The 22,905-nt window shown below is 57.0% G+C and carries 24 protein-coding genes and 3 pseudogenes; 18 read left to right on the top strand and 9 right to left on the bottom strand.

The genetic code is table 11. The annotated features are described in order from the left end of the window. Positions 1–174 precede the first annotated feature (174 nt). Positions 175–1,101 carry an alpha/beta hydrolase gene (locus tag M8013_RS05920; RefSeq protein ID WP_271266876.1) on the bottom strand — a complete coding sequence of 309 codons (927 nt, stop codon included), beginning with the start codon at positions 1,099–1,101 and terminating at the stop codon, positions 175–177. A gap of 104 nt (positions 1,102–1,205) precedes the next feature. Further along, positions 1,206–2,207 (bottom strand): type I glyceraldehyde-3-phosphate dehydrogenase, encoded by a 1,002-nt coding sequence (gene gap / locus M8013_RS05915; protein WP_271266875.1) that lies wholly within the window; start codon positions 2,205–2,207, stop codon positions 1,206–1,208. A gap of 187 nt (positions 2,208–2,394) precedes the next feature. On the opposite strand from gap, the gene cybB reads away from it, so the two are divergent. Next, on the top strand, positions 2,395–2,922 hold the full coding sequence (cybB, locus tag M8013_RS05910; RefSeq protein ID WP_271266874.1) for a cytochrome b561: 528 nt from the start codon (positions 2,395–2,397) through the stop codon (positions 2,920–2,922). 61 nt (positions 2,923–2,983) lie between these two features. Here the strand turns inward: cybB and M8013_RS05905 are convergent, their stop codons facing one another. From M8013_RS05905 to M8013_RS05895, 3 genes are all read right to left on the bottom strand, one after another. Beyond that, the gene (locus tag M8013_RS05905) at positions 2,984–3,460 is read right to left on the bottom strand and encodes a nuclear transport factor 2 family protein (RefSeq protein WP_271266873.1); all 477 of its coding nucleotides are present in this window, start codon (positions 3,458–3,460) and stop codon (positions 2,984–2,986) included. 564 nt (positions 3,461–4,024) lie between these two features. After that, positions 4,025–4,591, bottom strand: coding sequence for a TetR/AcrR family transcriptional regulator (locus M8013_RS05900; protein WP_271266872.1), 567 nt, complete (start codon positions 4,589–4,591; stop codon positions 4,025–4,027). 38 nt (positions 4,592–4,629) lie between these two features. Continuing rightward, positions 4,630–5,208, bottom strand: a complete 579-nt coding sequence (locus M8013_RS05895; protein WP_271266871.1) for a CGNR zinc finger domain-containing protein — start codon at positions 5,206–5,208, stop codon at positions 4,630–4,632. A 93-nt stretch (positions 5,209–5,301) separates the two neighbouring features. On the opposite strand from M8013_RS05895, the gene M8013_RS05890 reads away from it, so the two are divergent. Beyond that, positions 5,302–6,228 carry an alpha/beta fold hydrolase gene (locus tag M8013_RS05890; protein WP_271266870.1) on the top strand — a complete coding sequence of 309 codons (927 nt, stop codon included), beginning with the start codon at positions 5,302–5,304 and terminating at the stop codon, positions 6,226–6,228. A gap of 159 nt (positions 6,229–6,387) precedes the next feature. Here M8013_RS05890 and M8013_RS05885 read toward each other — a convergent pair whose 3' ends face one another. After that, positions 6,388–6,570: a con-10 family general stress protein gene (locus M8013_RS05885; RefSeq protein WP_271266869.1), complete on the bottom strand. Its 183-nt coding sequence runs from the start codon at positions 6,568–6,570 to the stop codon at positions 6,388–6,390. Between the two features lie 197 nt (positions 6,571–6,767). After that, on the bottom strand, positions 6,768–6,959 hold the full coding sequence (locus tag M8013_RS05880) for a hypothetical protein (protein WP_271266885.1): 192 nt from the start codon (positions 6,957–6,959) through the stop codon (positions 6,768–6,770). Between M8013_RS05880 and M8013_RS05875 the strand changes: the two are divergent. From M8013_RS05875 to M8013_RS05845, 7 genes and pseudogenes are all read left to right on the top strand, one after another. Further along, a pseudogene (locus M8013_RS05875) lies at positions 6,868–7,205 on the top strand (EamA family transporter); the annotation flags it as partial. The gene M8013_RS05880 and the pseudogene M8013_RS05875 overlap by 92 nt on opposite strands. A gap of 19 nt (positions 7,206–7,224) precedes the next feature. Continuing rightward, positions 7,225–8,121: a dihydrodipicolinate synthase family protein gene (locus M8013_RS05870; protein WP_271266868.1), complete on the top strand. Its 897-nt coding sequence runs from the start codon at positions 7,225–7,227 to the stop codon at positions 8,119–8,121. Positions 8,122–8,480: 359 nt separating this feature from the next. Beyond that, positions 8,481–8,783, top strand: a complete 303-nt coding sequence (locus tag M8013_RS05865; protein ID WP_271266867.1) for a type II toxin-antitoxin system HigB family toxin — start codon at positions 8,481–8,483, stop codon at positions 8,781–8,783. A gap of 3 nt (positions 8,784–8,786) precedes the next feature. Continuing rightward, complete coding sequence (locus M8013_RS05860; RefSeq protein ID WP_271266866.1) at positions 8,787–9,146, top strand: helix-turn-helix domain-containing protein; 360 nt, start codon at positions 8,787–8,789, stop codon at positions 9,144–9,146. A gap of 333 nt (positions 9,147–9,479) precedes the next feature. Next, the gene (locus M8013_RS05855; RefSeq protein ID WP_271266865.1) at positions 9,480–9,740 is read left to right on the top strand and encodes a hypothetical protein; all 261 of its coding nucleotides are present in this window, start codon (positions 9,480–9,482) and stop codon (positions 9,738–9,740) included. Positions 9,741–9,905: 165 nt separating this feature from the next. Next, a pseudogene (locus M8013_RS05850) lies at positions 9,906–9,986 on the top strand (hypothetical protein); the annotation flags it as partial. A 56-nt stretch (positions 9,987–10,042) separates the two neighbouring features. Continuing rightward, complete coding sequence (locus M8013_RS05845) at positions 10,043–10,504, top strand: hypothetical protein (RefSeq protein ID WP_271266864.1); 462 nt, start codon at positions 10,043–10,045, stop codon at positions 10,502–10,504. A 498-nt stretch (positions 10,505–11,002) separates the two neighbouring features. Here M8013_RS05845 and mscS read toward each other — a convergent pair whose 3' ends face one another. Then, complete coding sequence (gene mscS, locus M8013_RS05840; protein ID WP_271266863.1) at positions 11,003–11,917, bottom strand: small-conductance mechanosensitive channel MscS; 915 nt, start codon at positions 11,915–11,917, stop codon at positions 11,003–11,005. Between the two features lie 243 nt (positions 11,918–12,160). On the opposite strand from mscS, the gene M8013_RS05835 reads away from it, so the two are divergent. From M8013_RS05835 to M8013_RS05795, 9 genes are read left to right on the top strand one after another with little or no spacing between them, the layout of a single operon-like run. Further along, on the top strand, positions 12,161–13,744 hold the full coding sequence (locus M8013_RS05835; RefSeq protein WP_271266862.1) for an arylsulfatase: 1,584 nt from the start codon (positions 12,161–12,163) through the stop codon (positions 13,742–13,744). Positions 13,745–13,794: 50 nt separating this feature from the next. Continuing rightward, positions 13,795–15,090 carry an anaerobic sulfatase maturase gene (locus tag M8013_RS05830; RefSeq protein WP_271266861.1) on the top strand — a complete coding sequence of 432 codons (1,296 nt, stop codon included), beginning with the start codon at positions 13,795–13,797 and terminating at the stop codon, positions 15,088–15,090. Further along, complete coding sequence (locus M8013_RS05825) at positions 15,087–16,085, top strand: AAA family ATPase (protein WP_271266860.1); 999 nt, start codon at positions 15,087–15,089, stop codon at positions 16,083–16,085. Before M8013_RS05830 ends, M8013_RS05825 begins: the two co-directional genes overlap by 4 nt. Further along, entirely contained in the window at positions 16,085–16,990 is a 906-nt protein-coding gene (locus tag M8013_RS05820) for a DUF58 domain-containing protein (RefSeq protein ID WP_271266859.1), read from the top strand. The genes M8013_RS05825 and M8013_RS05820 overlap by 1 nt, the downstream gene beginning before the upstream one ends. Next, positions 16,991–17,431: a DUF4381 family protein gene (locus M8013_RS05815; protein WP_271266858.1), complete on the top strand. Its 441-nt coding sequence runs from the start codon at positions 16,991–16,993 to the stop codon at positions 17,429–17,431. Continuing rightward, the gene (locus tag M8013_RS05810) at positions 17,424–18,401 is read left to right on the top strand and encodes a VWA domain-containing protein (RefSeq protein WP_271266857.1); all 978 of its coding nucleotides are present in this window, start codon (positions 17,424–17,426) and stop codon (positions 18,399–18,401) included. Before M8013_RS05815 ends, M8013_RS05810 begins: the two co-directional genes overlap by 8 nt. After that, complete coding sequence (locus M8013_RS05805) at positions 18,398–19,921, top strand: vWA domain-containing protein (RefSeq protein ID WP_271266856.1); 1,524 nt, start codon at positions 18,398–18,400, stop codon at positions 19,919–19,921. Before M8013_RS05810 ends, M8013_RS05805 begins: the two co-directional genes overlap by 4 nt. Continuing rightward, a complete protein-coding gene (locus M8013_RS05800) occupies positions 19,918–20,934 on the top strand; it encodes an oxygen tolerance domain protein (RefSeq protein ID WP_271266855.1) in 1,017 nt (338 codons plus the stop codon). Before M8013_RS05805 ends, M8013_RS05800 begins: the two co-directional genes overlap by 4 nt. After that, positions 20,931–21,938, top strand: a complete 1,008-nt coding sequence (locus M8013_RS05795; protein WP_271266854.1) for an HAD family hydrolase — start codon at positions 20,931–20,933, stop codon at positions 21,936–21,938. Before M8013_RS05800 ends, M8013_RS05795 begins: the two co-directional genes overlap by 4 nt. On the opposite strand, the pseudogene M8013_RS05790 reads toward M8013_RS05795, so the two are convergent. Next, positions 21,935–22,831: pseudogene (locus M8013_RS05790) on the bottom strand (hypothetical protein); the annotation flags it as partial. The gene M8013_RS05795 and the pseudogene M8013_RS05790 sit on opposite strands and share 4 nt — an antisense overlap. Positions 22,832–22,905: the final 74 nt, after the last annotated feature.

Raw genomic sequence — 22,905 nt, 5'->3', positions numbered from 1 at the left:
ATCTCTCGCATCCCACGGCATAAGCGACTCCATATACGGGTTCTTATGCCTTAGTTGTAAGTGTCTACCATGTCCCCGAACAAGCGTTCACTATGTCCCCAGTCTGTACACCCACGGGGAGAGGGAGTTTTAAGTAGGCCGGGCAAGGCGAAGCTGCCGCCCGGCATCACAGACTTACACCTTCGTTGCAATCCAGTTCATCATCAACTCCGGCCATACGGCCAGCGGCAATCCCTGGGCATCCCGAATACCAAATCCGTGTTTCCCGCGCTCGAACAGATGCATCTCTACCGCCACACCCTGGCGGCGCAAGGCGTTGAACATCATCAGGCTGTTCTCTACTTTCACCGCCGGATCGTCTGACGCATGCAACAGGAAGGTCGGCGGTGCGTCGCGAGTGACCCGGTCTTCCAGCGAATAGTGGCGGATCTGCGCCTCGGTCGGCGTGTCGCCCATCAGCTCGTGGCGTGAGCCAGGATGGTGCGGCCCGCTGTGCATGGTGATCACCGGATACGCCAGCGCCATAAACGCCGGGCGGGCAGAGCATTCGTCGACGGCGTCCAGCGGCGTATACACCGCTTCATCGTGGCGGGTGCCGAGGCTGGCCGCCACGTGCCCGCCTGCGGAAAAGCCCAGCACCCCGATGCGGGATGGATCCAGCTTCCATTCCCGGGCATTGGCGCGGATCACCCGCATCGCCCGCTGTATGTCGGCCAGCGGCGCGTCGGCACCTTCTTCATGACCATCGCCCGGCGCGCGGTAGGTCATCACAAACAGGGTATAGCCGCGTGGGTTAAAGAACGCCGCCAGCGCGCTGCCTTCTTTATCCAGCACCACCCGACGATACGAACCGCCCGGTGCCACCAGAATACCGATGCCGTTGGGTTTATCCGGGGCGTAGACGGTGATTTGCGGGGCCCGCACGCCGGTGACGGCGCGATCGAACGCGGAGGTGCCGCTGTGGCGTGGCTCGGGGGTAAAGACGGCGTCGCTGGAATGCGCGCCTGGCGCTTCAGGGGGGGGCCAGATCGGAAAAGTGGCTGAACGGGCAACGGCTTGCGCCATCTGCTGTTCTAAGGTGTCGCGGCTCAATGCTTCCATGTTAACGCTCCCTCTTGTGGAAAGCGTTTGTTATATCAGGGTTAATGAAATGAAAACCGGAACAAATTCACAGCTTGCGGACAGCAGGGCTGTCCGCGGTGAAATTAAAGGGCAGCGAATTTATCTAAGGTTCGCACCAGTTGGGTGACAAACCCGTATTCGTTGTCGTACCAGGCGACCGTTTTCACCAGCTGCACATCACCCGCATCGGTGACTTCGGTCTGGGTAGCGTCGAACACCGAGCCAAAATGCGAGCCGATAACGTCAGACGAGACAATCTCTTCCTCGGTATAGCCAAAGGAGTCATTGCCCTCGGTGGCCTTTTTCAGCGCCGCATGGATCTCATCGACGGTGACTTTCTTGTTCAGAATAGCCACCAGCTCGGTCACGGAACCGGTTTTTACCGGCACGCGCTGGGCATGGCCCTTCAGCTTGCCGCTCAGATCCGGGATCACCAGCCCGATGGCTTTCGCCGCCCCGGTGGTATGGGGGATGATATTTTCCGCTGCTGCCCGCGAGGCGCGCAGATCCTTCCCGCGTGGGCCATCGACCAGCGCCTGGGTGCCGGTATAGGCGTGGATAGTGGTCATGGTGCCCGCCCGGATGCCAAAGGCATCGTGCAGTACCTTGGCCAGCGGTGCCAGGCAGTTGGTGGTGCAGGAGGCGACAGAGATAATGGTATCGCTGGCGTCAATGGTGTCGTCGTTGACGTTAAAGACGATGGTTTTCATCTCGCCAGCGGGGGCGGAGATGAGCACTTTTTTGGCCCCGGCGTCGAGGTGCGCCTGCGACGATTCTTTCGAGGTGTAGAACCCGGTGCATTCCACCACCAGATCCACCCCGGCGGTCTGCCACGGGATATGTTTGGCTTCTTTTTCGGCGTACACCGCAATCGATTTGCCGTCGACGATCAGCGAATCTTCGGTGAAGTCCACGCTCCACGGGAACGCGCCGTAGTTTGAGTCGTGTTTTAACAGGTAGGCCAACACTTTCGGCGACGTTAAATCGTTTATCGCCACCACGGTATTACTGTCCTGGGTTTCCAGTAATCGACGCAGTACCAGTCGACCAATGCGACCAAAACCGTTAATGCCAATCTTACTCATGATGTTCTCCTGAATGGACGTACGGGATGTTGAACTCCACCAGGATTAGACCATCAGCCTGACGGAGGCAATTGAAGATGCTTCATTTATCGGGAAGTTTTTGAAAATCCATGGACAAAACTTAATGAATTTTTAACGGAAGGTGGTTATTTTACATTTTTGTTCGCCTTATATTCAGGAAAGTCTTATGCGTAATAAATACACCGGCCTGCAAATCGGTATTCACTGGTTAGTGTTCTTGCTGGTGATCGTGGCCTACTGTGCCATGGAGTTTCGCGGCTTTTTCCCGCGCAGCGCACGCCCGCTGATTAACATGATCCACGTTTCCTGCGGGATCTCGATCCTGGTGTTGATGGTGGCGCGCCTGCTGGTGCGGCTTAAGTATCCGGCTCCGCCGATCGTGCCAAAACCGAAACCGATGTACATCGGCTTATCCCACCTCGGCCACCTGGCGATCTACCTGCTGTTTATTGCGCTGCCGATAATCGGCCTGGTGATGATGTATAACCGGGGCAACACCTGGTTTGCCTTCGGACTGGGTATGCCGCACGCCGCCGAGTCTAATTTTGACGTGGTGGATTTGATGAAGTCCTGGCACGTGACCCTAGCCAACCTCGGCTACGTTATTATCGGCATTCACGCCTTTGCCGCGCTGCTTCACCATTACTTCTGGAAAGACAACACCCTGCTGCGCATGATGCCGAAAAAGCGTTAATCTGCCCGACCCCCTCTGACCAGCCGGTGAATCGGCTGGTCGCTTAGGCTTTATTTCAGCGTTACAGGCCCAGATCGGATAACCCCGGATGATCGTCAGGACGACGACCCAGCGGCCAGTGGAACTTGCGTTCACTTTCTTTGATCGGCATGTCATTGATACAGGCAAAGCGACGCTGCATCAGACCGTCTTCGCCGAATTCCCAGTTCTCGTTACCGTAAGAGCGGAACCAGTTACCTGAGTCATCGCGCCACTCGTAGGCATAACGGACCGCTATGCGGTTGCCACCAAACGCCCATAATTCTTTGATCAGGCGATACTCGAGCTCTTTTTTCCATTTGCGTTCAAGGAACCCTCTGGCTTCTTCGCGATTGACGGCGAATTCGGCACGGTTACGCCATTGGGTGTCCAGAGAGTAGGCCAGCGACACTTTTTCAGCATCGCGGCTGTTCCAGCCATCTTCAGCGAGACGCACTTTTTCAATCGCAGATTCGAGGGAGAAGGGAGGAAGCGGCGGACGATTTTGTGAATCAGTCATGGTTAAGACTCCTGTAAATGTGGATAGACCCGGTTAAGCTATTTTCAATATTCAGACATAAGGCTTCGCCCCTTGCTAACTTATTTCCGTTACGCTAATGACAGTTCTGAATAATGCATCAGCGTGGATATTCATCTGACCTGGGGAGTCACTTGTTGTCCATGCATTCATGGTAGAACGTTCGTTCTACCTCGTCAAGGGAGTATTTAATAAGGTGATGGGAATAGGGGTGGCAGGAGAGGGGGTTGCTCTTCTTTCAATAAGCATGAATGGTGTTAGCTACTGTTTTTAAATGGTTTAATTCGATGTGGCGTTGTGTTGGGCTCGGTGATGAAATAGTGGGTAGGGTGTAATTGCAGGGGGGGCGTAGTGCAAATAAAAAATCCGACAAAAGTCGGCATAGGTTATTTCATGATTAGACAGTATGGGCTGATTTTTTATATCAGACAGTCACTCTTCGATAAGCGTAATATCAAAATTGAACGTCTCGAATGTTATGTATTCGAGCCGTTCCCCGCGTAATGTAACTAATAGAATGATTCAGCGTTGGCAATCAGGTCTCGATTACGAGACCTGTTTCAGTAACAGCTCAGCTATATCCCTTGCATCGTCGGCGGCACTGTAATCGCCCATCACGCGTGACATTGTGATGGCACCCTCAATCAGTATCAGCAGCTGCCGGGCCAGGGGTGAGGCGTGTTCAATATTCAGTTGCCCGGTAAGTTCACGCGTGTAATCGAGTAATTTCTGTTTGTGCAGTCTGGCAATCTGTCGCACAGGATCGGCGCTGTCGCCTACCTCACCGGCGGTATTGATGAATGCGCAGCCGCGATAGCCTTCTGACTCAAACCAGCCCTTAAGTACGGTAAAAATATTCAGGATCCGCGCCTGCGGCGTATCCGCTTTGTCGCACTCGGAGCGGAACCATTCCATCCAGCGCACATCACGCGCATTCAGCGCGGCCGCCGCCACTTCGTCTTTGTTGGCGAAATAGCGATAGATACTTTTGCGCGCGACGCCTGACGTCTTCACCAGAAGATCCATGCCGGTAGCATGAATGCCGTTCTGGTAAATGAGTTCCTCAGCCGTCGTGAGGATTTTTTCTCGGGTATTAGTTGTATTTGTGTTCATAGGTCAAGGGTAGAACGGTCGTTCTCCTGGGTCAAGTGTTAGTCATTCATTTTTCTGTTTCTGAAGGCCGCCACTTTCATCCGATTGCCACACGTCGCCATACTGCACCAGCGGCGGCGATGCGATTTACTCAAATCGTGGAACAGTAAAATACAGTTATGGGCTTCACACTGGCGCACGAACTCAAACTTATCGCCGGTGATCAGTTTCACCAGCGCATCGGCAACGGGCCAGAGCAGGCTTACAGGGCTATTACTGGCGGGATAAGCCTCGACAAGATACTGCCGGGTTTCTTCATCCCATTGCAGTCTCGTCAGAGGATGTCCCTTTTCAAGGATCCTGTTAATCACCGCCAAATCAGCCGCAACAGAGTCCATCGCGGCATGCACGACTGCCCTGGCGGTATCGCGGAGCTGGCGGGCTTCTGCCAATAATCCTGCCGGGGGCTCAGTCCCGTCAGGGACAACGCCCGTCGTGACCAGCCAGTCTAAAACGCTACGATCGTCGGCAAAGCAATCATGTCGCTCTTCACCTGTACCGTATTCACTGTTGATGAAATCCAGCGCGAGGTTATCGGCCAGAAAGAGCGGCTGACCAGAATGTTGTTTAATGTCCATACCTGTCCGTAACTCATAAAATCATTTTGACAGGTTACCAAATTTAGCTGTAACCTTCAATTAGGCACTTTAACGGTTACAAGAGGGTTTATCATGACATCTTCCCCCATCGGACTGTCTGCTGCAGAAAATGCATCAGCTTCGTCAGCACTAAAAATACATTACCGCTACCAGCAGGCAGGCGATGTTAAGGTTTTCTACCGTGAGGCTGGCGATCCGCAGTCACCGACGTTACTTCTGCTGCACGGTTTTGCGGGCTCATCGTTTATGTTTCGTGACCTGATTGCGCAACTGGCCGATCGCTATCACCTGATCGCCCCAGACCTGCCGGCCTTTGGCTTTACCGAAGCGCCACCGAGAGGCGAATACGCTTATACCTTTGACCAGCTTGCTCAGACCATGGATCAGTTTACCGACGCGCTCAATCTCAGGACCTATGCGCTGATGGTGCACGATTACGGTGCCCCTGTCGGGTGGCGACTGGCGTTAGCGCATCCCCAGCGCGTGACCGCCATCATTTCTCAGAATGGCAACGCATACGAAGAGGGGCTGGGCGAAGCCTGGGCACCTATTCAGCGATACTGGCGCGACCCCACGTCGGAGAACCGCAGTGCGCTGAGTGAATTTCCGACACCGGCCGCAATCAAATGGCAGTATCTGGAAGGGGTATCCGATCAGAGTCTTGTGTCGCCGGATGGCTATTCGCTTGAAGGGATGCAGATATTGCGGCCAGGCAATGCGGAGATCCAACTCGACCTGCTCCTCGATTACGCCTCGAATGTGAAGATGTACCCGCAATTTCAGCAATATTACCGTCAGCATCAGCCACCGCTATTAGCCGTCTGGGGAAAACATGATCCGTTCTTCATGCCTGCGGGTGCCGAAGCCTGGAAACGCGATTTGCCGCAAGCAGAGATACATTTTTATGACACTGGACACTTCGCCCTTGAAACACATGCCACTGAGATAGCGGCGGACGTTCGCGACTTCCTGGAGCGGCATCTGCGCCCGTCAGAGTAAAAGACCTGGCGGTTTCAAATCTTGAAAAAAGTGCCAGGTTCGTTATTCAACGAGTATAAATAAAAATGCGCCCCTATATTCCATGGGCGCATTCTCTGATGCCTCGATTATAATATGTGACCTCCGGCGGTCATATCAGTGTCAGGCTATATTCTCTATTCACGCTTCGTCCTTTTTTCCACCGCTATGGCTATTATGTCCGCCTTTTTTACCGGCCTCTGATGCCCGCTGCGGATCGTTCTTAAAGTTGCCACCACTGCGCTGCCCGCCCTTGCGGCCTGCTTCGGCCGCACGCTCGCGGTTTTCTGCGAAATTGCCTGCACCACCTCGATGTTTTGCCATACCACCTCTCCCGTATTAAATGATGATATTGAATGCGGAAAATAAATCTCTTCTGTCCGTGCAAAATAAATGTAGTTACCACCCTAAAAACGTCAATAAGCCTTCTTGCTCTTTTTATTGTCGGCGCGACAGTTATTTTCCGATTATTCTGAGGGCGGGCATAAATAGCGTTCGGCGGTGGAAATCCTGTGATAAGGCTAGCGACACTGCTCCCGCTCGACCACCTCTTTGACCTTCAATAATGCCAGACGTAAATGCTCGACCGTGACCGAACCGAGGGCGATGCGGATCGCCTGCGGCTGGCAGGTGATCCGCTGGGCGCTGATACTTGCGCTACCTTTTATGGTCGTGGCCTCATTTTTCGCGATGCCCGCAACATTGCACGGCATCACTCTGTCTGCCTGGGTTGCCCTGGGGTATGTATCGTTGTTCAGTATGCTGATTGGCTTTATCTTCTGGTATAAGGGACTGGCCAGGGCGGGATCGCTGCGGTCGGTCAGCTGCAGCTACTGCAACCGTTCCTCGGGCTGGGCCTCAGTGCCTGGCCGCTGCATGAACGGGTCAGCCCGCTGATGATGCTGATCTCGTTGGGCGTCATTGGCTGCGTTATCGGGTCCAGAAAGTTCTCCCGCTGAATTTTACAAGGAATCAACGATGTTTACAGGTCTGAGTGCATTCCCCCTGACGCCGCTGGTGAAGGGTGAGATTGACGAACAACGGTTTGCGGCGCTGATTGAGTCGCTGGCGGCGAGCGGCGTGAATTCCATTGGCGCGCTGGGCTCCACGGGAAGCTATGCCTACTTAACCCGCAAGCAGCGCCTGGCGGCCACTACCCTGGCGGTACGCGCCGCCGGGGAGATTCCGGTGATGACCAGCATCGGCAGCGTCAACGCCGACGAGGTGATGCGTCTGGCCGAAGATGCCCAGCAGGCCGGGGTGCGCGGACTGCTGATGGCACCCCTCAGCTACCAGCCGCTGACGGCCGATGAAGTGTTTCGCCTGTATGAACGTGTGACCAACGAACTGTCGGTTCCGCTGTGCATCTACGACAACCCGGCCACCAGCGGGTTTGAATTTACGGATGAACTGCTGGTGGCGTTGTCGCACCTGCACCATATTGGCTCTGTTAAGCTCGGCGTGTTCCCGGCTGACCCGGTTGAGGCCGCGGCGCGCGTTGCCCGGCTGAAAAGCACGCTGGCAGAAGGGGTGACCGTAGGGATCAGCGGTGACGGCCAGGCCGCCGCCGGGCTCGTCGCCGGGTGCGATGTCTGGTACTCGGTGCTGGCCGGGCTTTTCCCGCAGGTTTGCCTGCGTCTGACTCAGGCGGCGGTGCGCGGTGATGCTGAGGAAACCGGGCGGCTTAACCGCGGCCTGGAGCCGCTGTGGGTCTATTTCCGCCGTCACGGCAGCCTGCGGGTGATTGCCACGGTCGCCGAACTGATGGGCAGCGTCACTGCGCCGTGCCTGCCGTTCCCGCTGCAAACGCTGACGGGTGACGCGCGCGATGCGCTGCGTACCACGCTGGAACAGCTGCCGTTGAACCGGGTATAGCCTGGCACTCCGGCACGGACTGGCCCCTCTATTCCCCACATTGTGGCGTTGGAGGCCCGCACGTAAACGTACTGATCTGATTTGCGAGGCGGCTTCCAGGATATCGTCCTGGCCCCCCTTGTCGCCTCGCCTCTCCGCTGTATCCTCATGTTGCGCCTGCTAAAGACGCTGCCATTCTCGTGTTCCTCTCGCTTATGGCTTAGCGCGTAGTTTAGCCACTCGTCAAAGCGGTTCATACGTTATCAAGAACGATGATGTTCTGGTCTGATGGGAATGTGCGGAGGCTACGATTTTTCATTTATATCCCATAATGGGACTAAAAGGATTGCGGTAGTCCCATTATGGGACTACCCTTTACGATGAAGATCATCTCAGTAAAGATACTAAGGGATTTCTGGGCGGAGAACCCCGATGCCGAACAACCGCTAAAGTCCTGGGTGGATGAAGCTACAAAGGCTGACTGGCAAAACCCGGCAGAAATTAAAGACCAGTACCGCAGTGCCAGTATTCTTAAAAACAGGCGAGTGGTCTTCAATATCAAAGGAAACAGTTACCGGTTAATCGTTGCCATTGCGTATCAACGTGGATGGATTTTCGTGAAGTTTATCGGAACGCATAAAGACTATGACGCGACAGATGCGGATACGATTGAACGGGAGTGAACAATGAACATTAAACCTATTCGAACTGAGCAAGACTATAAAGACGCGCTCCAGGCGGTCGAACCGATGTTCGAAAATGAACCTGCAATGGACACGCCGGAAGGTGAATACTTTGAGGTGATGTGCCTTTTGATCGAAAATTATGAGAAAAAGCACTACCCCATTGAGCCACCATCCCCGATTGAGGCCATTAAATTCCGCATGGAGCAGCAGGGGCTCAGTGCTAAGGATCTTGAACCGGCGATTGGTAAGTTAAATCGTGTTTACGAAATTCTGAACGGCACGCGGACACTCACGTTACCGATGATCCGCCGTCTGCATGCGCAGCTGGGTATTCCTCTTGAGAGTCTGGTGGGTGTATGACAATGTGAAAGGTCTTTCAGACGCAAAAAACAGATCATCTTCCGTTCGCCAAATCAGCGTGTAACCTTTGTGGATCAGGAAACACTTTGCTTCCGGTGTGTTAATTAAATTGCTCACGGGGCATGGAGTGTAAGGGCAAGAGTGGAGTCGATATTTAGCTGGAAATGTTCCGCCGCCAGAAAACTATCACCAGTCATTTAACGTTAATCCAGAAATGGATAAATCTATTAAGGAAGATACATCCCCGACGTAATAATCTGTTATTGCCGAAAGGCATCAGGTTGCGTGTTTGCCTGGTCCTTGTCGGTTTTTTTTAACAGAGAGGAACAGGTTATGAATATGACTTTACGCACTTTAAGCCGCGTTACCGCCGTCGCGATCCTGAGTCTGACCATGGCCTCCGCCGCGCTGGCGACCGAGCAGGCGCACCAGCGCCGTGAAGCGCGCGATACCCGTCAGGACACCCGTTCGGATGCCCGCGATGCCAAGCATGAGTGCAAGCAGGCGGACGATAAGAGCAACCACGACTGCCGTCAGGACAAGCGCGCAACCAGGCAGGATGGCCGTCAGGAAGCCCGCGATATAAAGTACTGATCTGATTTGCGAGGTAGCTTCCAGGATATCGTCCTGGCCCCCCTTGTTGCCTCGCTCCCATCTCCGTATCCTCTTGTCACGCCTGCAAAATCAGGCGTCGGGATTAGCCTCTCGGGTAAAATTACAGGCGATATAGTAATATGTCGTGCGCACGGTTACATCTCAATGGTAGGCCGGGCGGGGGCGTCGAAAGACGCGCCGGTTTCCTGTAATGCCGGTAAGGCTAACTCTGCTCGGTTCTGCCACCACGAGATTAGCCTCTCGGGTGGCAGAAAAAATGCAAATTACAGGAGGCTGCCATCATGGCTACGACCACCACCCTTGATCATTCTTTATTTACCGCACCGTTCTCCCATAACACCGATTTCACCGAGCTGGCAGATCATTGCGAGCGCTTTGCCCACACCCTGCTGGAAAGCGACGACCCGGCGGAAAAGCTGGCCCTCTGCGGTCGCCTTTCTGCCTGTCTCGCGCTGCTGCAGCCGACGCTCAACGAGCCGATCCCGCCGCATCTGGTGGAGTTCTTCACCCTCAACGATCTCCCCGCGCATCTGCCCGCGTTTGAGCCGGAAAGCGATCTGCTCGGCTTGTATTGCCAGACCGTCACCCAGCTGCTGCTCAGCAAGGCACTACCGCCAGAGATGGCAGAGGTGATGGAAGGGCTGCTGTATGAGCTGGTGAGCTACTACGCCGACACGCTGAACGCGCCGCGATGGCTGCACACCGCGGAGGGGCGGGTGGCGATAGAGGAGTTGATTAACTAAAAAGCGGGAAGGTTTCTGCCATTACAGCGATGAAGTCATGACTGGACAATAAAGAGATAACCGCGACGTCCTGGTCCGGCTGTAAATCGCTGAGGCGTTGACCGCAGGCCGGGGCGAGGCGCAGGGATACGCCGAGAGGGCGTGACCTACAGGGATGTAGGATCACGGCCGACCCGAAGCCGAAGGGAATAAGCCGAAGACAAAATTGCCGGGAGCAATTTTGAACAGCGCTTGCGCTGGCCCCGGAGGGGTGAGCCCCATGGAGGGGGCGAATAATCCGCGTAGCGGCGATTTTCTTGCCGGTAGCCCGGGTTGCCAGGGCGGCGGCGATTGAGCCGCCATGGCACGTTCACCGGTTCGGTGATTTCAGAGTAGCAATGAACGTAAAGTGAACGGAACCACCACCTCAGTCGCATGTTCCCCCTCACCCCAACCCCCTCCCCAAAAAGGAGAGGGGGCCGTCCGTGCAATTTAACGCGCTTTCTGCACGGTTTGGCGTTAAACCAGAGTGGTTTCTGTGAGACTGGTGATTCCGTTGTTGTGAGTCCCGTTGATGGGCGGGTGAATCGCACCACCCGATTCGTGCAAATGCACCCCCATCTGCGGATAAGCAAGCGAGATCTGGTTAGCATCCAGCGCATTTTTGATGTTCTCCATCAGGTCGTAGTAAACATCCCAATAGTGGGCGTTCTCCGCCCACACGCGCACCACAAAATTGAGCGACGACGGGGCGAACTCGCTTAAGCGAATGGTGTGGCCTCTGGCGTGCAGAATACGCGGATCGAGCAGCACCACCGTTTTAATGACACCTTTCAGATGCTCAACCGAGGTGGAGCACGCTACCCCGAGGGTGATATCCACCCGACGCTCTTTCTGCCGGGAGTAGTTGATGATTTCACTGGCGATGATTTTGCCGTTCGGCACCACCACCACTTTGTTGTCGGCGGTGCGCAGCGTGGTCGAGAAAATATGCACTTCCTCGATGGTGCCTGCCACTGCGCCCACGCTGGCATATTCGCCCGCGCGGATCGGGCGCAGCGTCACCAGCAAAACCCCGGCGGCAAAGTTCGCCAGCGAACCCTGCAACGCCAGGCCAATCGCCAGCCCTGCGGCACCCACCACCGCGATGATCGACGAGGTCTCGACCCCCACGCGTCCCAGTGCGGCGATGACGGCGAACGCCAGCAGCGCGTAGCGCAGTAACGCGCTGCAAAACTGGGTGATAGTTTGATCGACATTACGGGTCAGCATCAGGCGCATGAAACCCGAACTGACGACACGAGAAATAAAAATCCCCGATACCAGGATCAGCAGGGCACCCATCATATTGATCACCCCCTGAACAATTGCCGGTTCGTTATTAACAACCCAGGCAATAAATTGCCTGACGCCCGGGAACGCCTGAATTTCCATGTACTCTCCTGAATAGCTGACATAACCGGGGGAAAATAAGCCCAGAGCCTGCCTGACACCAGCGAAATGGAATTCAAAATTAAATATTTCCGTCAAAGGTATGGGCGATACCTGACGGGTGCGGCTTCCAGAATAAAAGGCTTAATTAGCGGGCGAACTGATATTTATTTTTAAATGAATTACGCATCGCATCAGGAATATGTTTCCTATACTTTTTTTGCCTCTAACGAAAGGAGTTCTACCATGCTCAAGACCGTTCCATTCAAGCGGACAGTGTTGGCCAGTATGCTGACACTTGCATCGAGTGCAATAACCGCAGCCTATGCAGCGCCCGCTACGTCGACGACCACTGCTCCAGAACAAAAGAATTCGAAGCCTAACATTGTTGTCATATTTGGTGATGATGTAGGTTACTGGAATATAAGTTCTTATAACCAGGGAACCATGGGTTATAAGACGCCGAATATTGATAGTATTGCGAATGAAGGTGCCAAGTTCACGTCGTATTATGCCGAGCAAAGTTCCACGGCCGGGCGTTCCTCTTTTATTACCGGACAAATGCCGTTCCGTACCGGGATGAGTAAAGTGGGGATGCCGGGTGCGCCGCAGGGTCTTAGCAAGGACGATCCGACTATTGCCAATATTCTTAAGCAGTTGGGCTACGCCACCGGGCAGTTTGGTAAAAACCACCTCGGTGACCGGGACGAATTCCTGCCTACTGCGCACGGTTTTGATGAATTCCTTGGCAACCTGTACCACCTGAACGCCGAAGAAGAGCCAGAAAACCCCGATTACCCGAAAGATCCTGAATACCGCAAACAGTTTGGCCCACGCGGCGTCATTAAGAGCAGCGCCGACGGCAAAATTGAAGATACCGGGCCACTCACCATCAAACGTATGGGCACCGTTGATGATGAAACCCTGGCCGCCAATAACGACTTTATGGAACGTCAGGTTAAAGCCGGTAAGCCGTTCTTTACCTGGTACAACACCACCCGTATGCACAACAAAACCCACCTGAAAGACGCCAGCATAGGGGCGACAGGGTTGGGGACCTATGCCGATGGCATGGTGGAACATGACAAGACGGTGGGTGAGGTGCTGAAGAAGATTAAAGATCTCGGCATCGAAGATAACACCATTGTGGTGTACACCACCGATAACGGCCCGATGCTCGCCACCTGGCCTGACTCCGGGATGACCCCGTTCCGCGGTGAGAAAAACACCGGCTGGGAAGGCGGCTTCCGCGTTCCGGCGATGATCAAATGGCCAGGTCATGTCAAACCAGGCACCTTGATCAACGATATCTTCGCCAGTAATGACTGGTTCCCGACCCTGGTCGCCGCAGCCGGCGTACCGGATATCAAAGAGCAGCTGCTTAAAGGCTATAAAACCACCTCGATGAACTACAAGGTGCATCTCGACGGGTATAACCAGCTCGACTTCCTGCAGGGCAAAGGTGAAGACCCGCGTAAAGAGTTCTTCTACTGGAGCGATGACGGTGACCTGCTGGCCATCCGTTACGGCCGCTGGAAAGCGCACTTTATGATCCAGGAACACACCGGCATGGACGTCTGGCGCTATCCGTTCACCAAGCTGCGCGTACCGATGCTGTTCGATCTGGAAATCGATCCGCTGGAGAAAGGCGATACCGGTATGGACTACAACAGCTGGTTCTACAGCCGTCTGTTCCTGCTGGGTGGGGCGCAGAAATACGTAGGCGAAATGCTGCAAAGCTTCCAGGAGTTCCCGCCGCGTCAGAAACCGGGTTCGTTCACCGTATCTGACGTCCAGTCGCTGATTGAGCAAGGCGCGAAGAGTAACTAATTGCTGTCATAAACCCGGGTGGGTAACCACCCGGTAATCAGGGGTTTGCGATGAAGTACAGCACTACGTTGCCGGTTAAAGCGTTACCGTCCGCTGAAAAGTACGACGGCAAGGGGCCTGAATATAAAAGACGCTTCCATGTGATGGCGAAACCCTCGGGTTCGACCTGTAATCTCGACTGTTCATACTGTTTTTATCTGCACAAAGAAGACCTGCTGCATCAGGATCGGCATACCGGCATGAGCGACGAGGTACTGGAAAACTTTATTCGCCAGTACATCGACGGTCAGGATGGCGACCAGGTGGTGTTCTCCTGGCAGGGCGGCGAGCCGACCTTAATGGGGCTCGAGTTTTACGAAAAAGTGGTCAAATTCCAGAAGCAGTACCAAAAACCCGGTCAGCGCATTGAAAACGACTTACAAACTAATGGCGTGCTGATTAACGATAAGTGGGCGGAATTTCTCAAAGAACATCGTTTTCTGGTGGGGCTGTCGATCGACGGTCCACGAGAATTACACGACCGCTACCGCGTTACGCGCAGCGGCAAACCGACCTTCGATCTGGTGATGAAGGGCGTCGAGGCGCTTAAAAAGTACAAGGTGCCGTTTAATGCCCTGGTGACGGTCAACCGCACCAATGCGCGCTTCCCACTGGAAGTGTACCGGTTCGTCACCCGCGAGCTGGGTGCAACCTACGTGCAGTTCAACCCCTGCGTTGAACCCGTCGATTTTAAAGTCACTGCGCCGCAGTTCTGGCGCGATGACACCATCCCGGTGACCGGCAGCCGCCGCGCGCGGCCGGGCGATTTGGATTCTATCGTCACCGACTGGTCGGTCGATCCTGAAGACTGGGGCACCTTCCTGAAAACGGTGTTCGAGGAGTGGGTCAATAACGATCTGGGCCGCGTGCAGGTGAACCTGTTCGAAACGGCGGTGGCGCAAACCATGGGGATGCCAGCGCAAATCTGTACCGCCTCTGAGTTTTGCGGCAAAGGGCTGGCGGTCGAGAAAAACGGCGACATCTACTCCTGCGATCACTACGTCTACCCGGAATACCAGATCGGCAATATCGCCGACACCAAACTGGCACATATGGCCTTTTCCGAACGCCAGAAAGCGTTTGGATTAGGCAAAAAAGAGACCCTGCCGGACTACTGCAAACAGTGCCCGTACCTGAAATTGTGCTGGGGCGAGTGCCCGAAAAACCGCATTGTCCGCACCCCGGACGGTGAAGTTGGCCTTAACTATCTGTGTCCTGGCATCAAAGCTTTCTTCAACTACGCCGAGCCGATCCTCGTCGGTCTCGCCACGCTTTTGAAACGTGACTTCACGGGATTGCGCAAATGACCAACCGAGAAAAGCTGCTGCAGCTTGAGCAGCGCATGAATCAACAGGTGTTAGGCCAGGAATCGCTGGTACGAATGCTGATTGTGGCCCTGCTGTGTGACGGTCACGTGCTGCTCGAAGGGCTGCCGGGGCTGGCAAAAACCCGCGCGGTGCGCGAGCTGGCCCGCCATGTGGAAGGGGAGTTCCGCCGCATTCAGTTCACCCCGGATCTGCTGCCCTCCGACATCACCGGCAGCGAAATTTACCAGCAAAACGCCACCCGCGAAGAAGATCAGTTCCGTTTTCGTCCGGGGCCGGTGTTCGGCAACATCATTCTGGCCGATGAGATCAACCGCGCCTCGGCGCGCGTGCAGTCGGCACTGCTGGAGGCGATGGAAGAGCGCCACGTCACCGTGGCCGGTAAAACCTGGCCGCTGCCCGGCGTCTTTATGGTGCTGGCGACGCAAAACCCGGTCGATCAGGAGGGCACCTGGCCGCTGCCGGAAGCCCAGCTGGACCGCTTTTTAATGAAAGTGCTGGTGGATTACCCGTCCGGCGAGAACGAACAGAAAGTGATGCAGATGGTGCGCGCCGAACAGCAGCAGAAGTATCAGGCGCAAAGCACCGAGCCTGCTGTGGCCGAGCCCGACATCCTGATGCTCTCCCAGCAGGATATCGCCAGCTGCTGGCAGGAGATCTCGGCCATTTACGTTGCGCCGACGGTTGAAAATTACATTGTTAATCTGGTGAACATGACCCGCCATCCGCAGGCAGTCAGCGACACCCTGGCGGGCTACATCTCGATTGGCGTCAGCCCGCGCGGCACGCTGGCGCTGGACCGGTGCGGTCGGGCGCTGGCCTGGCTGGAAGGGCGCGACGCGGTAATGCCGGAAGATATTCAGCACGTCGCCCCGGCGGTGTTGCGCCATCGTCTGATGCTCAGCTATCAGGCCAATGCCGATAACTGCTCACCGGACGACATTGTCCGCATGTTGCTCGACGCCGTGGTGGCGTGATGGACAGCGCACTGCAGGTCGACCGCGACACGCTAATGGCGCTGGCCGGTGCTGCCCGGCTGCTGTCGAATCCACCGGGGCAAATCCCGCCCGGCGCACTGGCCGGTGAGCGCGTCTCCCGCCAGCAGGGGCGCGGGCTGAATTTTGACAGTCTGCGCCGCTATCAGCCGGGTGACGACGTGCGCCTGATCGACTGGCAGGCCACCGCCCGCCTGCGCACGCCGTGGATCCGCCTGTATAACGAAGAGCGCGAGCGCCCGGTGTTTCTGATTGTCGACCAGCGGCTGGATATGTACTTTTCTACCCGTGGGCAGACCAAATCCGTTGCCGCCGCCAAAATTGCCGGGCTGCTGGCGTGGCGAAGCTGGCACGATGGCGATCGTATCGGTAGCCTGGTGTTCGGCGACGACGACCTCAGCCTGCAAAAATGCCGCTCCCCGGCCAGCAATTTACACGCCGTGCTGGACGATGTGCTGCGCTACAACCAGGCGTTGCCCGCCCGCTATCCCGCTGAACCCCCGGCTACAGTCACCCTCACCAGCGTATTGCAACGCGCCAGTCAGCTGATCCCCAGCGGTGCGTGGGTGGCGGTGTTAAGTGATTTTCACGATCTGGACGCCCCCGCGGAAGCGCTGCTTGCCGCGCTGCGCCGTCGCTGCGAAATCAGCGCCTTTGTCACCCTGGACGATCTGCATCTGCGGCTGCCGTCGCACGGCGATTTAGCCGCCCGCTATCAGGGGCATGACGCGGCGTTTTCCCTGTCACCGCATCTGCAAGGGGCCATCCAGCAGAGCATCACCGCCCGGCTGGCGCGTCTTGAAAATCGCCTGACGCGCCTCGGCGTCCGCGTCAATCAGATTGTGGTCGCCCAGGACCTGATCAAACAGCTACAAAAGGGAGTCTGAATGCTGGAGAAAGGCTTTAGCGTGCCGGAGCTTGCCGTTCCGGCGCTACCGCAGGATATTTCATGGTTGCCGCTGCCGCCGGGCTGGTGGGGGACGGGCGTGGTGCTGGTCATCGCGCTGCTGATCTTTATCCTGTTTCGCCTGGCTCGCTGGCGGCGTAACGCCTGGCGACGCGAGGCGCTGGCCGCATTGCAACACCCGCACAGCGTCGACGGCTGGCTGGCGTTGATCAAACGCATCCAGCTGATGCACCAGCCGCGCAGCAGGGTTAGCCAGACCCTTTCCCCCGAACAATTTTTGCAGCAAGTGGCCATCGACCCCGATCTGCGCCAGCAGCTGAACGCGAAATATTGCCAGCCCGACAACCAGCTCGACGCCAGCCACAGCGCGCGTCTGCAGGTTCAGCTTAAACACTGGCTGGAGAAATTACCCAATGTCTGAGTTACTGAGCCGCATTGATTTCGCCTGGCCGTGGGCGGGGTTACTGATTTTTCTGCCGCTGATCGGCCGCTATTTCTTGTCGCAGGATCGTGAAGTGAATGAGCAGGTGCGGGTGCCTTTTTTACCGGAGTTGATCGACGAACTGAAGCTGAACAGCCAGCCGGTCCGCACCAGTAAACTCTCCAGCCTGCTGTTCTGGCTGGTGTGGATCCTGCTGGTGGCTGCCCTCAGTCGCCCGGAATACCTGACCCCGCCGCAGCATATCCAGAAGCCGATGCGCGACCTGGTGCTGATTCTGGATGTCTCTGGCTCTATGGCCAAAAACGACGTTCAGGGCGGGGTGACGCGCCTGCAGGCGGTGCAGGACTCGGTTCGGAAATTCGTCGCCGGACGCAAAACCGACCGCATCGGGCTGGTGATTTTTGCCAGCCAGGCCTGGCCTTTTGCCCCGGTCAGCGAAGACAAACAGGCCCTGCAAACGCGCATTGACCAGCTCTCGCCCGGCATGATTGGCCAGCAGACGGCGATCGGTGATGCGCTGGGCGTGGCCGTCAAGTTGCTCGACAGCACCACCCACACTGATGCCAGCAAGCTGGCGATCCTGCTGACCGACGGCAACGATACCGCCTCGCAGCTGGCACCGGCGCTGGCGGCGCAGCTGGCCGCCGACCACCACGTTCAGGTACACACCATTGCCTTTGGCGACCCGAACAGTACCGGCGACGACAAAGTGGATCTGGCCCTGATGCAGAACATCGCTGAGATCACCGGAGGCAAAGCCTGGACCGCCGCCAATACCGGGGCGGCGCTGGACAGCGTCTGGCAGGCGATCGACGCCATCACCCCGGTACAGGTGAAGTCGATTGGCTGGTCGTGGCATCTGCCGCTGTTCCAGTGGCCGCTGCTGCTGGCGCTGGGGCTACTGATCTTGCTTGCGGTCGGGCGCGTTATTCGGGAGAAAACCGCATGAGTGATTTTCACTTTACCCATCCCTGGTGGTTAGTGGGTCTGCTGCTGTGCGGATTGCTGTGGTTTGTGGCCAGCGGTCAGCGCAGCGCCTGGCTGCAGATTATGGACAAACCCTTTGCCCGGGCGTTGATTATCGGGCGTAAAAAACGCCTGACCCGGGTGCTGCCGTGGCTGTGTGCGCTGGGGGTGATTGCGCTGGCGGGCCCCACCTGGCAGCGCGAACTGCCCGCCGCCCTGACGCCGCAAAGCAATCTGATGGTAGTGCTGCAGCAGGATCCGGCGATGTACGCTCAGGATCTCGCCCCCAGTCGTCATCAGCGGATGCAGAGCAAAATTATGCAGCTGATGTCGCGCTCAACGGGCACCCATTTTGGACTGGTGGTGTACCACGCCAACGCGTACCTCACCACGCCGCTGACCGTCGATCCGACGTTTTATTCTCTGTTTTTGCATGCGCAAAATCCGGGCCTGCTGCCCGAAGGAGAAGGCTCAGGGTTAAAACAGGCGTTGGATCTGGCAATCAAAAACATGCCGGAATCGCCCGATGCACCGCGCAACATCATCCTGATTGCCGATACCCTTTCCGCGCAGGAGGCCGACTGGCTGGCGCAGCAGACATTACCGCTACAAATCTGGGTGCCGGGCACGGCGCGCGGGGGAGCGTTACCGGAAAGCTACGCCCAGCGCGGGATCGACACCCGTCTTAACGTCGAGCGCTTCACTAAGCTGCGCGATGGTGGCATTCCGGTGACGCTGGTGACCAGCGATGACAGCGATCTGGCGGTCATCGCCAGCCATATTCAGCAGTCGGTGGCGGCGCAAAATAACGCCCGCGGCGATCTGCACTGGAAAAACAGCGGCTATCTGCTGGTGATCCCGATGCTGCTGTTACTGCTGTTCGGTCGCCGACAGCTGATTTGCTGGCTGGTGGTGCTGATGCCGCTGCTGTACGCGCCGCAAGGCCATGCGGCCTGGCAGGATGCGTGGGTCAGCCCGGATATGCAGGGACAAATCGCTTTTAATCACGGCGACTATCAACAGGCGGCGCAACGCTTCCAGGATCCGCTCTGGCAGGGGATTGCGTACTACCGTGCCGAGGATTTTGTCGCGGCCGCGGCCGCGTTTCGCCAGGCACCGCAGACCACCGATACCCTGCTGTGGCTCGGTAACAGTTATGCCCAGCAAAAACAGTGGCAGCAGGCGCTGAACAGCTACGATCGCGCCTTAAGCCTGCGCCCGGACTGGACGCTGGCGCAGCAGAACCGCGCCGCGATTGCCAACATCATCATGCAGCTGCGCCAGAAAGAGCGCGACCGGCAGGGCGCGCAGGGCAAAGAGCAGGACTACAAGCCCGACGAAATTAAACAGGATTTGAAGAAAGGCGAAGGGGTGAATCAAAAAGATCTCCAGCCCACCGCCAGCAGCAGCCCGCAGGTGAATCAGTGGTTCGAGAATCTCGAGGTCTCGCCGTCCGGCCTGCTGGAAAATCTGTATCGTTCCACGACGGAGCCGACGCCATGAAAGCCTTGCTTCTTTTGCTGTTAGTGGCCGTTTTGCCTGCCCGTGGGGCGATGGATATCACCCGTGAACTGGTGGCCCCCGAACACGTCACGCCGGGGCAGCCGGTGACCATCGCCGTGACCTACTGGACCGACAGCTGGTTTAACCCACCGCCGGAATGGCCCGATTTTGTGATTAAAAACGGCGCATTAATGACGACGCCTGTGCCTAACCAACTGCTGAGCCGTCAACAAGGGGGCATCAGCTGGAGCGGGGTGCGTCTCGAACGGCAGGTGATGGCGTGGGATCAGGGCGACCTGCTGCTGCCGGCCACCGAAATCACCCTGACGTCCGCCAGCCAGGCCCCGGTCACCGTGCAACTGCCGGAGCTGAAAAAGCCGATTGTCTGGCCAAAAGGCGTCGAGCAGCCCGATCGCTTCCTGCCCGCCAGCCGTTTAACCCTGAGCCAGAAAATTACCCAGTTTCACGCCAGCAACGACGACAGCCTGCATGCGGGTGATGTGGTCGAGCGCACCGTGACGGTGGAGGCGGGCGGCATTGTGGCGACCCAGATCCCGCAAATTCTGTATGCGATCCCGGGAACCGATACCCAACGCCTGACGCCGGAGAATACCTTGCTCAAATCAGGGCGGGGTGAGATTGAAGGTGCCCGGCGGGTGGAGAAACTGCGCTATCTGCCGTCGCAGGCGGGCAGCATTGTTATTCCGCCGGTCAAATTGCGCTGGTGGGACACCACCCATCAGCAGTGGCAGAACGCGACACTACCGGGATCGACCCTGCAGGTGGCGGCGGCGCGTGCGGCCGGCAGCGAGTCGGCCCTGCGCGGCACCACCCGCGAAAGCCCCTGGCGCACGGCGCTGATTATCGCAGCCAGCATTGCGCTGGCGGTGGTGGTCTGGTTAACGCGGCGTCTGCTGGGACGCAGCCTGACGTATCTCCATCACATCTGGCGTCGTTTCTGGACGCCAGTCCACCTGCCGAAAATGACGCCTGACAAAAGGGGTGAACGATGAATAAGAAGGTAGTCCTCAGCGTACTGCTGCTCGCTGCCATGAGCAGCGCGCAGGCGGCGGATCCGCTCTCCGCCTGGAACGATACGGCGGCGAAAAACGCCATTATGCAGTGGGTGCAAAATGCCACCAATCAGGATCGCTCCACCTATATTCCGCCGGACAAGCGTTACGTGGTGTTTGATAACGACGGCACCCTGTGGCCGGAAGCGCCGCTGACCTTCCAGCTGCAGTTTGCGGTGGACGAAGTGAAGCGTCTGGCCCCGCAGCACCCGGAGTGGAAGAACGATCCGGTGCTCGGCGCGGTGCTGAATAACGACCTGAAAGCGGTCGCCGCGTCCGGTGAAAAAGGGCTAATGCAGCTGCTGGCCGCCACCCACAGCGACATCACCACCGAGGAGTTCGCCCAGCGCGTCAGCCAGTGGGTGGACAACCAGCGCGATCAACGCTTTGGCTGCCGCTACGACAGCATGGGCTATCAGCCGATGCGCCAGGTGCTGGACTACCTGCGTGACAACGGCTTTAAAACCTGGATTATTTCCGGCGGTGGCATCGACTTTATGCGCGTGCTGAGCCAAAAAATGTACGGCATTCCGCCGGAGCAGGTGGTGGGGTCGTTCTCGCTGAGCGAGTTTTCGTTAACCGAGGACGGCACCCAACTGCGCAAAACCATGAAAGGGGCGTTCAATGACGATGCGGCCGCCAAGCCGGTGGCCATTCATCTGTTTATGGGGCAACGCCCGGTGGCGGCCTTTGGCAACAGCGACGGCGATTTAGCCATGATGCAGTACACCGCCGCCAACCCGGACTTCAAAACCTTTGGCCTGATCGTTCACCATACCGACGACAAACGGGAATATGCCTACGACAGCCATCCGCCCGCCAGCGGCAAACTGGTCGAAGGCCTAACGGTGGCGAAAGAGAAAGGCTGGACGGTGGTGGATATGCAAAAAGACTGGAAGACGGTGTTTGATCCGGCGCAATGTGCGCTAAAACCCGGCAATTAAAAACTCATTGCCAGGCCGATCCCGTACCCGCTGGTGTCTTCCCCGAACATATAGCGCGCCACCAGCCGGGTACGGGTGATAAAGACCGGGTATTTACTGCTGTCGAGCTCAATCCCGACGCCGACCGAGCTCAGGCTGTTAAACCCGAGTGTGCCGCGCTGGTCGCCCAGGTATTCGGTATGCGCCCCTTCCAGCACGTAGCGGACAGGGCTTTTTAACAGCGTCCAGTCGGAGATGGGTGCCCGGCGGCGCAGATACAGGCCCAGATTATGCGCCTTCGCATGGCCTTCCACGGCGCGGGAGGTGTTGGCAAAGGTCTGGATTTTCATGCCCGAATAGCGCAGTTCGATATCCACATCCTGCGGCTTAGAAACCAGCTCATAATCCAGCATCAGCGACCCGCCCAGACCGTAGGCGTTTAAGCGTCCGCCATCCAGAAAATCAAAGTCGGCGTTGGTGCGCCGATCGATGACCCACGCCCCGATGCGGGCATCGCTGGCCAGGGTGCCGAGCATCACATTGGCAATCGGGCGCAGCACCAGATTACCGCCCCGGTTATCGCGCCAGAGCGTTACATCCCAGCCGATCCCCCCGGTGGCGGTGAGGCTGTTCCATTTGGTCGGTATCCGTCGCGTTTCCGTGCCATTGCTGACCAGAAATTGCGGATCGTAACGGCTGTAGCCCAGCGCCCCTTCAAGGTACAGCGGGAAGGACTCGCCCATCGTCGCGCCGCCGCCAAACTGGGTAACCGAGAGTTCGTTGCTTTCACTGGTGCCGGTGCCGATGTTCAGATCGCTGGCGGTGATATCCGGGATCGCCATATAGCTCATCAGGGTCAGTACCGCATCTGCGCGTTGCTTGATGCGATGACCGTCCGCAGTAAGCCCGACGGGCTCAAGGCCATCGACGCGAGCAGCAGGATGAGAAGGAAGGGAGGTTTTATCGCCATTGTGTAGGCAGGCCAGAG

Origin of the sequence: Silvania confinis, from assembly GCF_025564085.1 — a bacterium.
In the GTDB taxonomy this organism is placed as follows: domain Bacteria; phylum Pseudomonadota; class Gammaproteobacteria; order Enterobacterales; family Enterobacteriaceae; genus Enterobacter; species Enterobacter confinis.
This window is presented reverse-complemented; position numbering and strand designations above follow the sequence as displayed.

What these genes read in the sequence shown, in the direction of transcription:
- gap (WP_271266875.1), bottom strand. Translation starts at nt 2,207, where the DNA reads ATGAGTAAGATTGGCATTAACGGTTTTGGTCGCATTGGTCGACTGGTA.
- M8013_RS05825 (WP_271266860.1), top strand. Translation starts at nt 15,087, where the DNA reads ATGACCAACCGAGAAAAGCTGCTGCAGCTTGAGCAGCGCATGAATCAA.
- M8013_RS05900 (WP_271266872.1), bottom strand. Translation starts at nt 4,591, where the DNA reads ATGAACACAAATACAACTAATACCCGAGAAAAAATCCTCACGACGGCT.
- M8013_RS05860 (WP_271266866.1), top strand. Translation starts at nt 8,787, where the DNA reads ATGAACATTAAACCTATTCGAACTGAGCAAGACTATAAAGACGCGCTC.
- M8013_RS05880 (WP_271266885.1), bottom strand. Translation starts at nt 6,959, where the DNA reads ATGCCGTGCAATGTTGCGGGCATCGCGAAAAATGAGGCCACGACCATA.
- M8013_RS05920 (WP_271266876.1), bottom strand. Translation starts at nt 1,101, where the DNA reads ATGGAAGCATTGAGCCGCGACACCTTAGAACAGCAGATGGCGCAAGCC.
- M8013_RS05890 (WP_271266870.1), top strand. Translation starts at nt 5,302, where the DNA reads ATGACATCTTCCCCCATCGGACTGTCTGCTGCAGAAAATGCATCAGCT.
- M8013_RS05835 (WP_271266862.1), top strand. Translation starts at nt 12,161, where the DNA reads ATGCTCAAGACCGTTCCATTCAAGCGGACAGTGTTGGCCAGTATGCTG.
- M8013_RS05895 (WP_271266871.1), bottom strand. Translation starts at nt 5,208, where the DNA reads ATGGACATTAAACAACATTCTGGTCAGCCGCTCTTTCTGGCCGATAAC.
- M8013_RS05865 (WP_271266867.1), top strand. Translation starts at nt 8,481, where the DNA reads ATGAAGATCATCTCAGTAAAGATACTAAGGGATTTCTGGGCGGAGAAC.
- M8013_RS05810 (WP_271266857.1), top strand. Translation starts at nt 17,424, where the DNA reads ATGTCTGAGTTACTGAGCCGCATTGATTTCGCCTGGCCGTGGGCGGGG.
- M8013_RS05885 (WP_271266869.1), bottom strand. Translation starts at nt 6,570, where the DNA reads ATGGCAAAACATCGAGGTGGTGCAGGCAATTTCGCAGAAAACCGCGAG.
- M8013_RS05820 (WP_271266859.1), top strand. Translation starts at nt 16,085, where the DNA reads ATGGACAGCGCACTGCAGGTCGACCGCGACACGCTAATGGCGCTGGCC.
- cybB (WP_271266874.1), top strand. Translation starts at nt 2,395, where the DNA reads ATGCGTAATAAATACACCGGCCTGCAAATCGGTATTCACTGGTTAGTG.
- M8013_RS05905 (WP_271266873.1), bottom strand. Translation starts at nt 3,460, where the DNA reads ATGACTGATTCACAAAATCGTCCGCCGCTTCCTCCCTTCTCCCTCGAA.
- mscS (WP_271266863.1), bottom strand. Translation starts at nt 11,917, where the DNA reads ATGGAAATTCAGGCGTTCCCGGGCGTCAGGCAATTTATTGCCTGGGTT.
- M8013_RS05800 (WP_271266855.1), top strand. Translation starts at nt 19,918, where the DNA reads ATGAAAGCCTTGCTTCTTTTGCTGTTAGTGGCCGTTTTGCCTGCCCGT.
- M8013_RS05830 (WP_271266861.1), top strand. Translation starts at nt 13,795, where the DNA reads ATGAAGTACAGCACTACGTTGCCGGTTAAAGCGTTACCGTCCGCTGAA.
- M8013_RS05845 (WP_271266864.1), top strand. Translation starts at nt 10,043, where the DNA reads ATGGCTACGACCACCACCCTTGATCATTCTTTATTTACCGCACCGTTC.
- M8013_RS05870 (WP_271266868.1), top strand. Translation starts at nt 7,225, where the DNA reads ATGTTTACAGGTCTGAGTGCATTCCCCCTGACGCCGCTGGTGAAGGGT.
- M8013_RS05855 (WP_271266865.1), top strand. Translation starts at nt 9,480, where the DNA reads ATGAATATGACTTTACGCACTTTAAGCCGCGTTACCGCCGTCGCGATC.
- M8013_RS05795 (WP_271266854.1), top strand. Translation starts at nt 20,931, where the DNA reads ATGAATAAGAAGGTAGTCCTCAGCGTACTGCTGCTCGCTGCCATGAGC.
- M8013_RS05815 (WP_271266858.1), top strand. Translation starts at nt 16,991, where the DNA reads ATGCTGGAGAAAGGCTTTAGCGTGCCGGAGCTTGCCGTTCCGGCGCTA.
- M8013_RS05805 (WP_271266856.1), top strand. Translation starts at nt 18,398, where the DNA reads ATGAGTGATTTTCACTTTACCCATCCCTGGTGGTTAGTGGGTCTGCTG.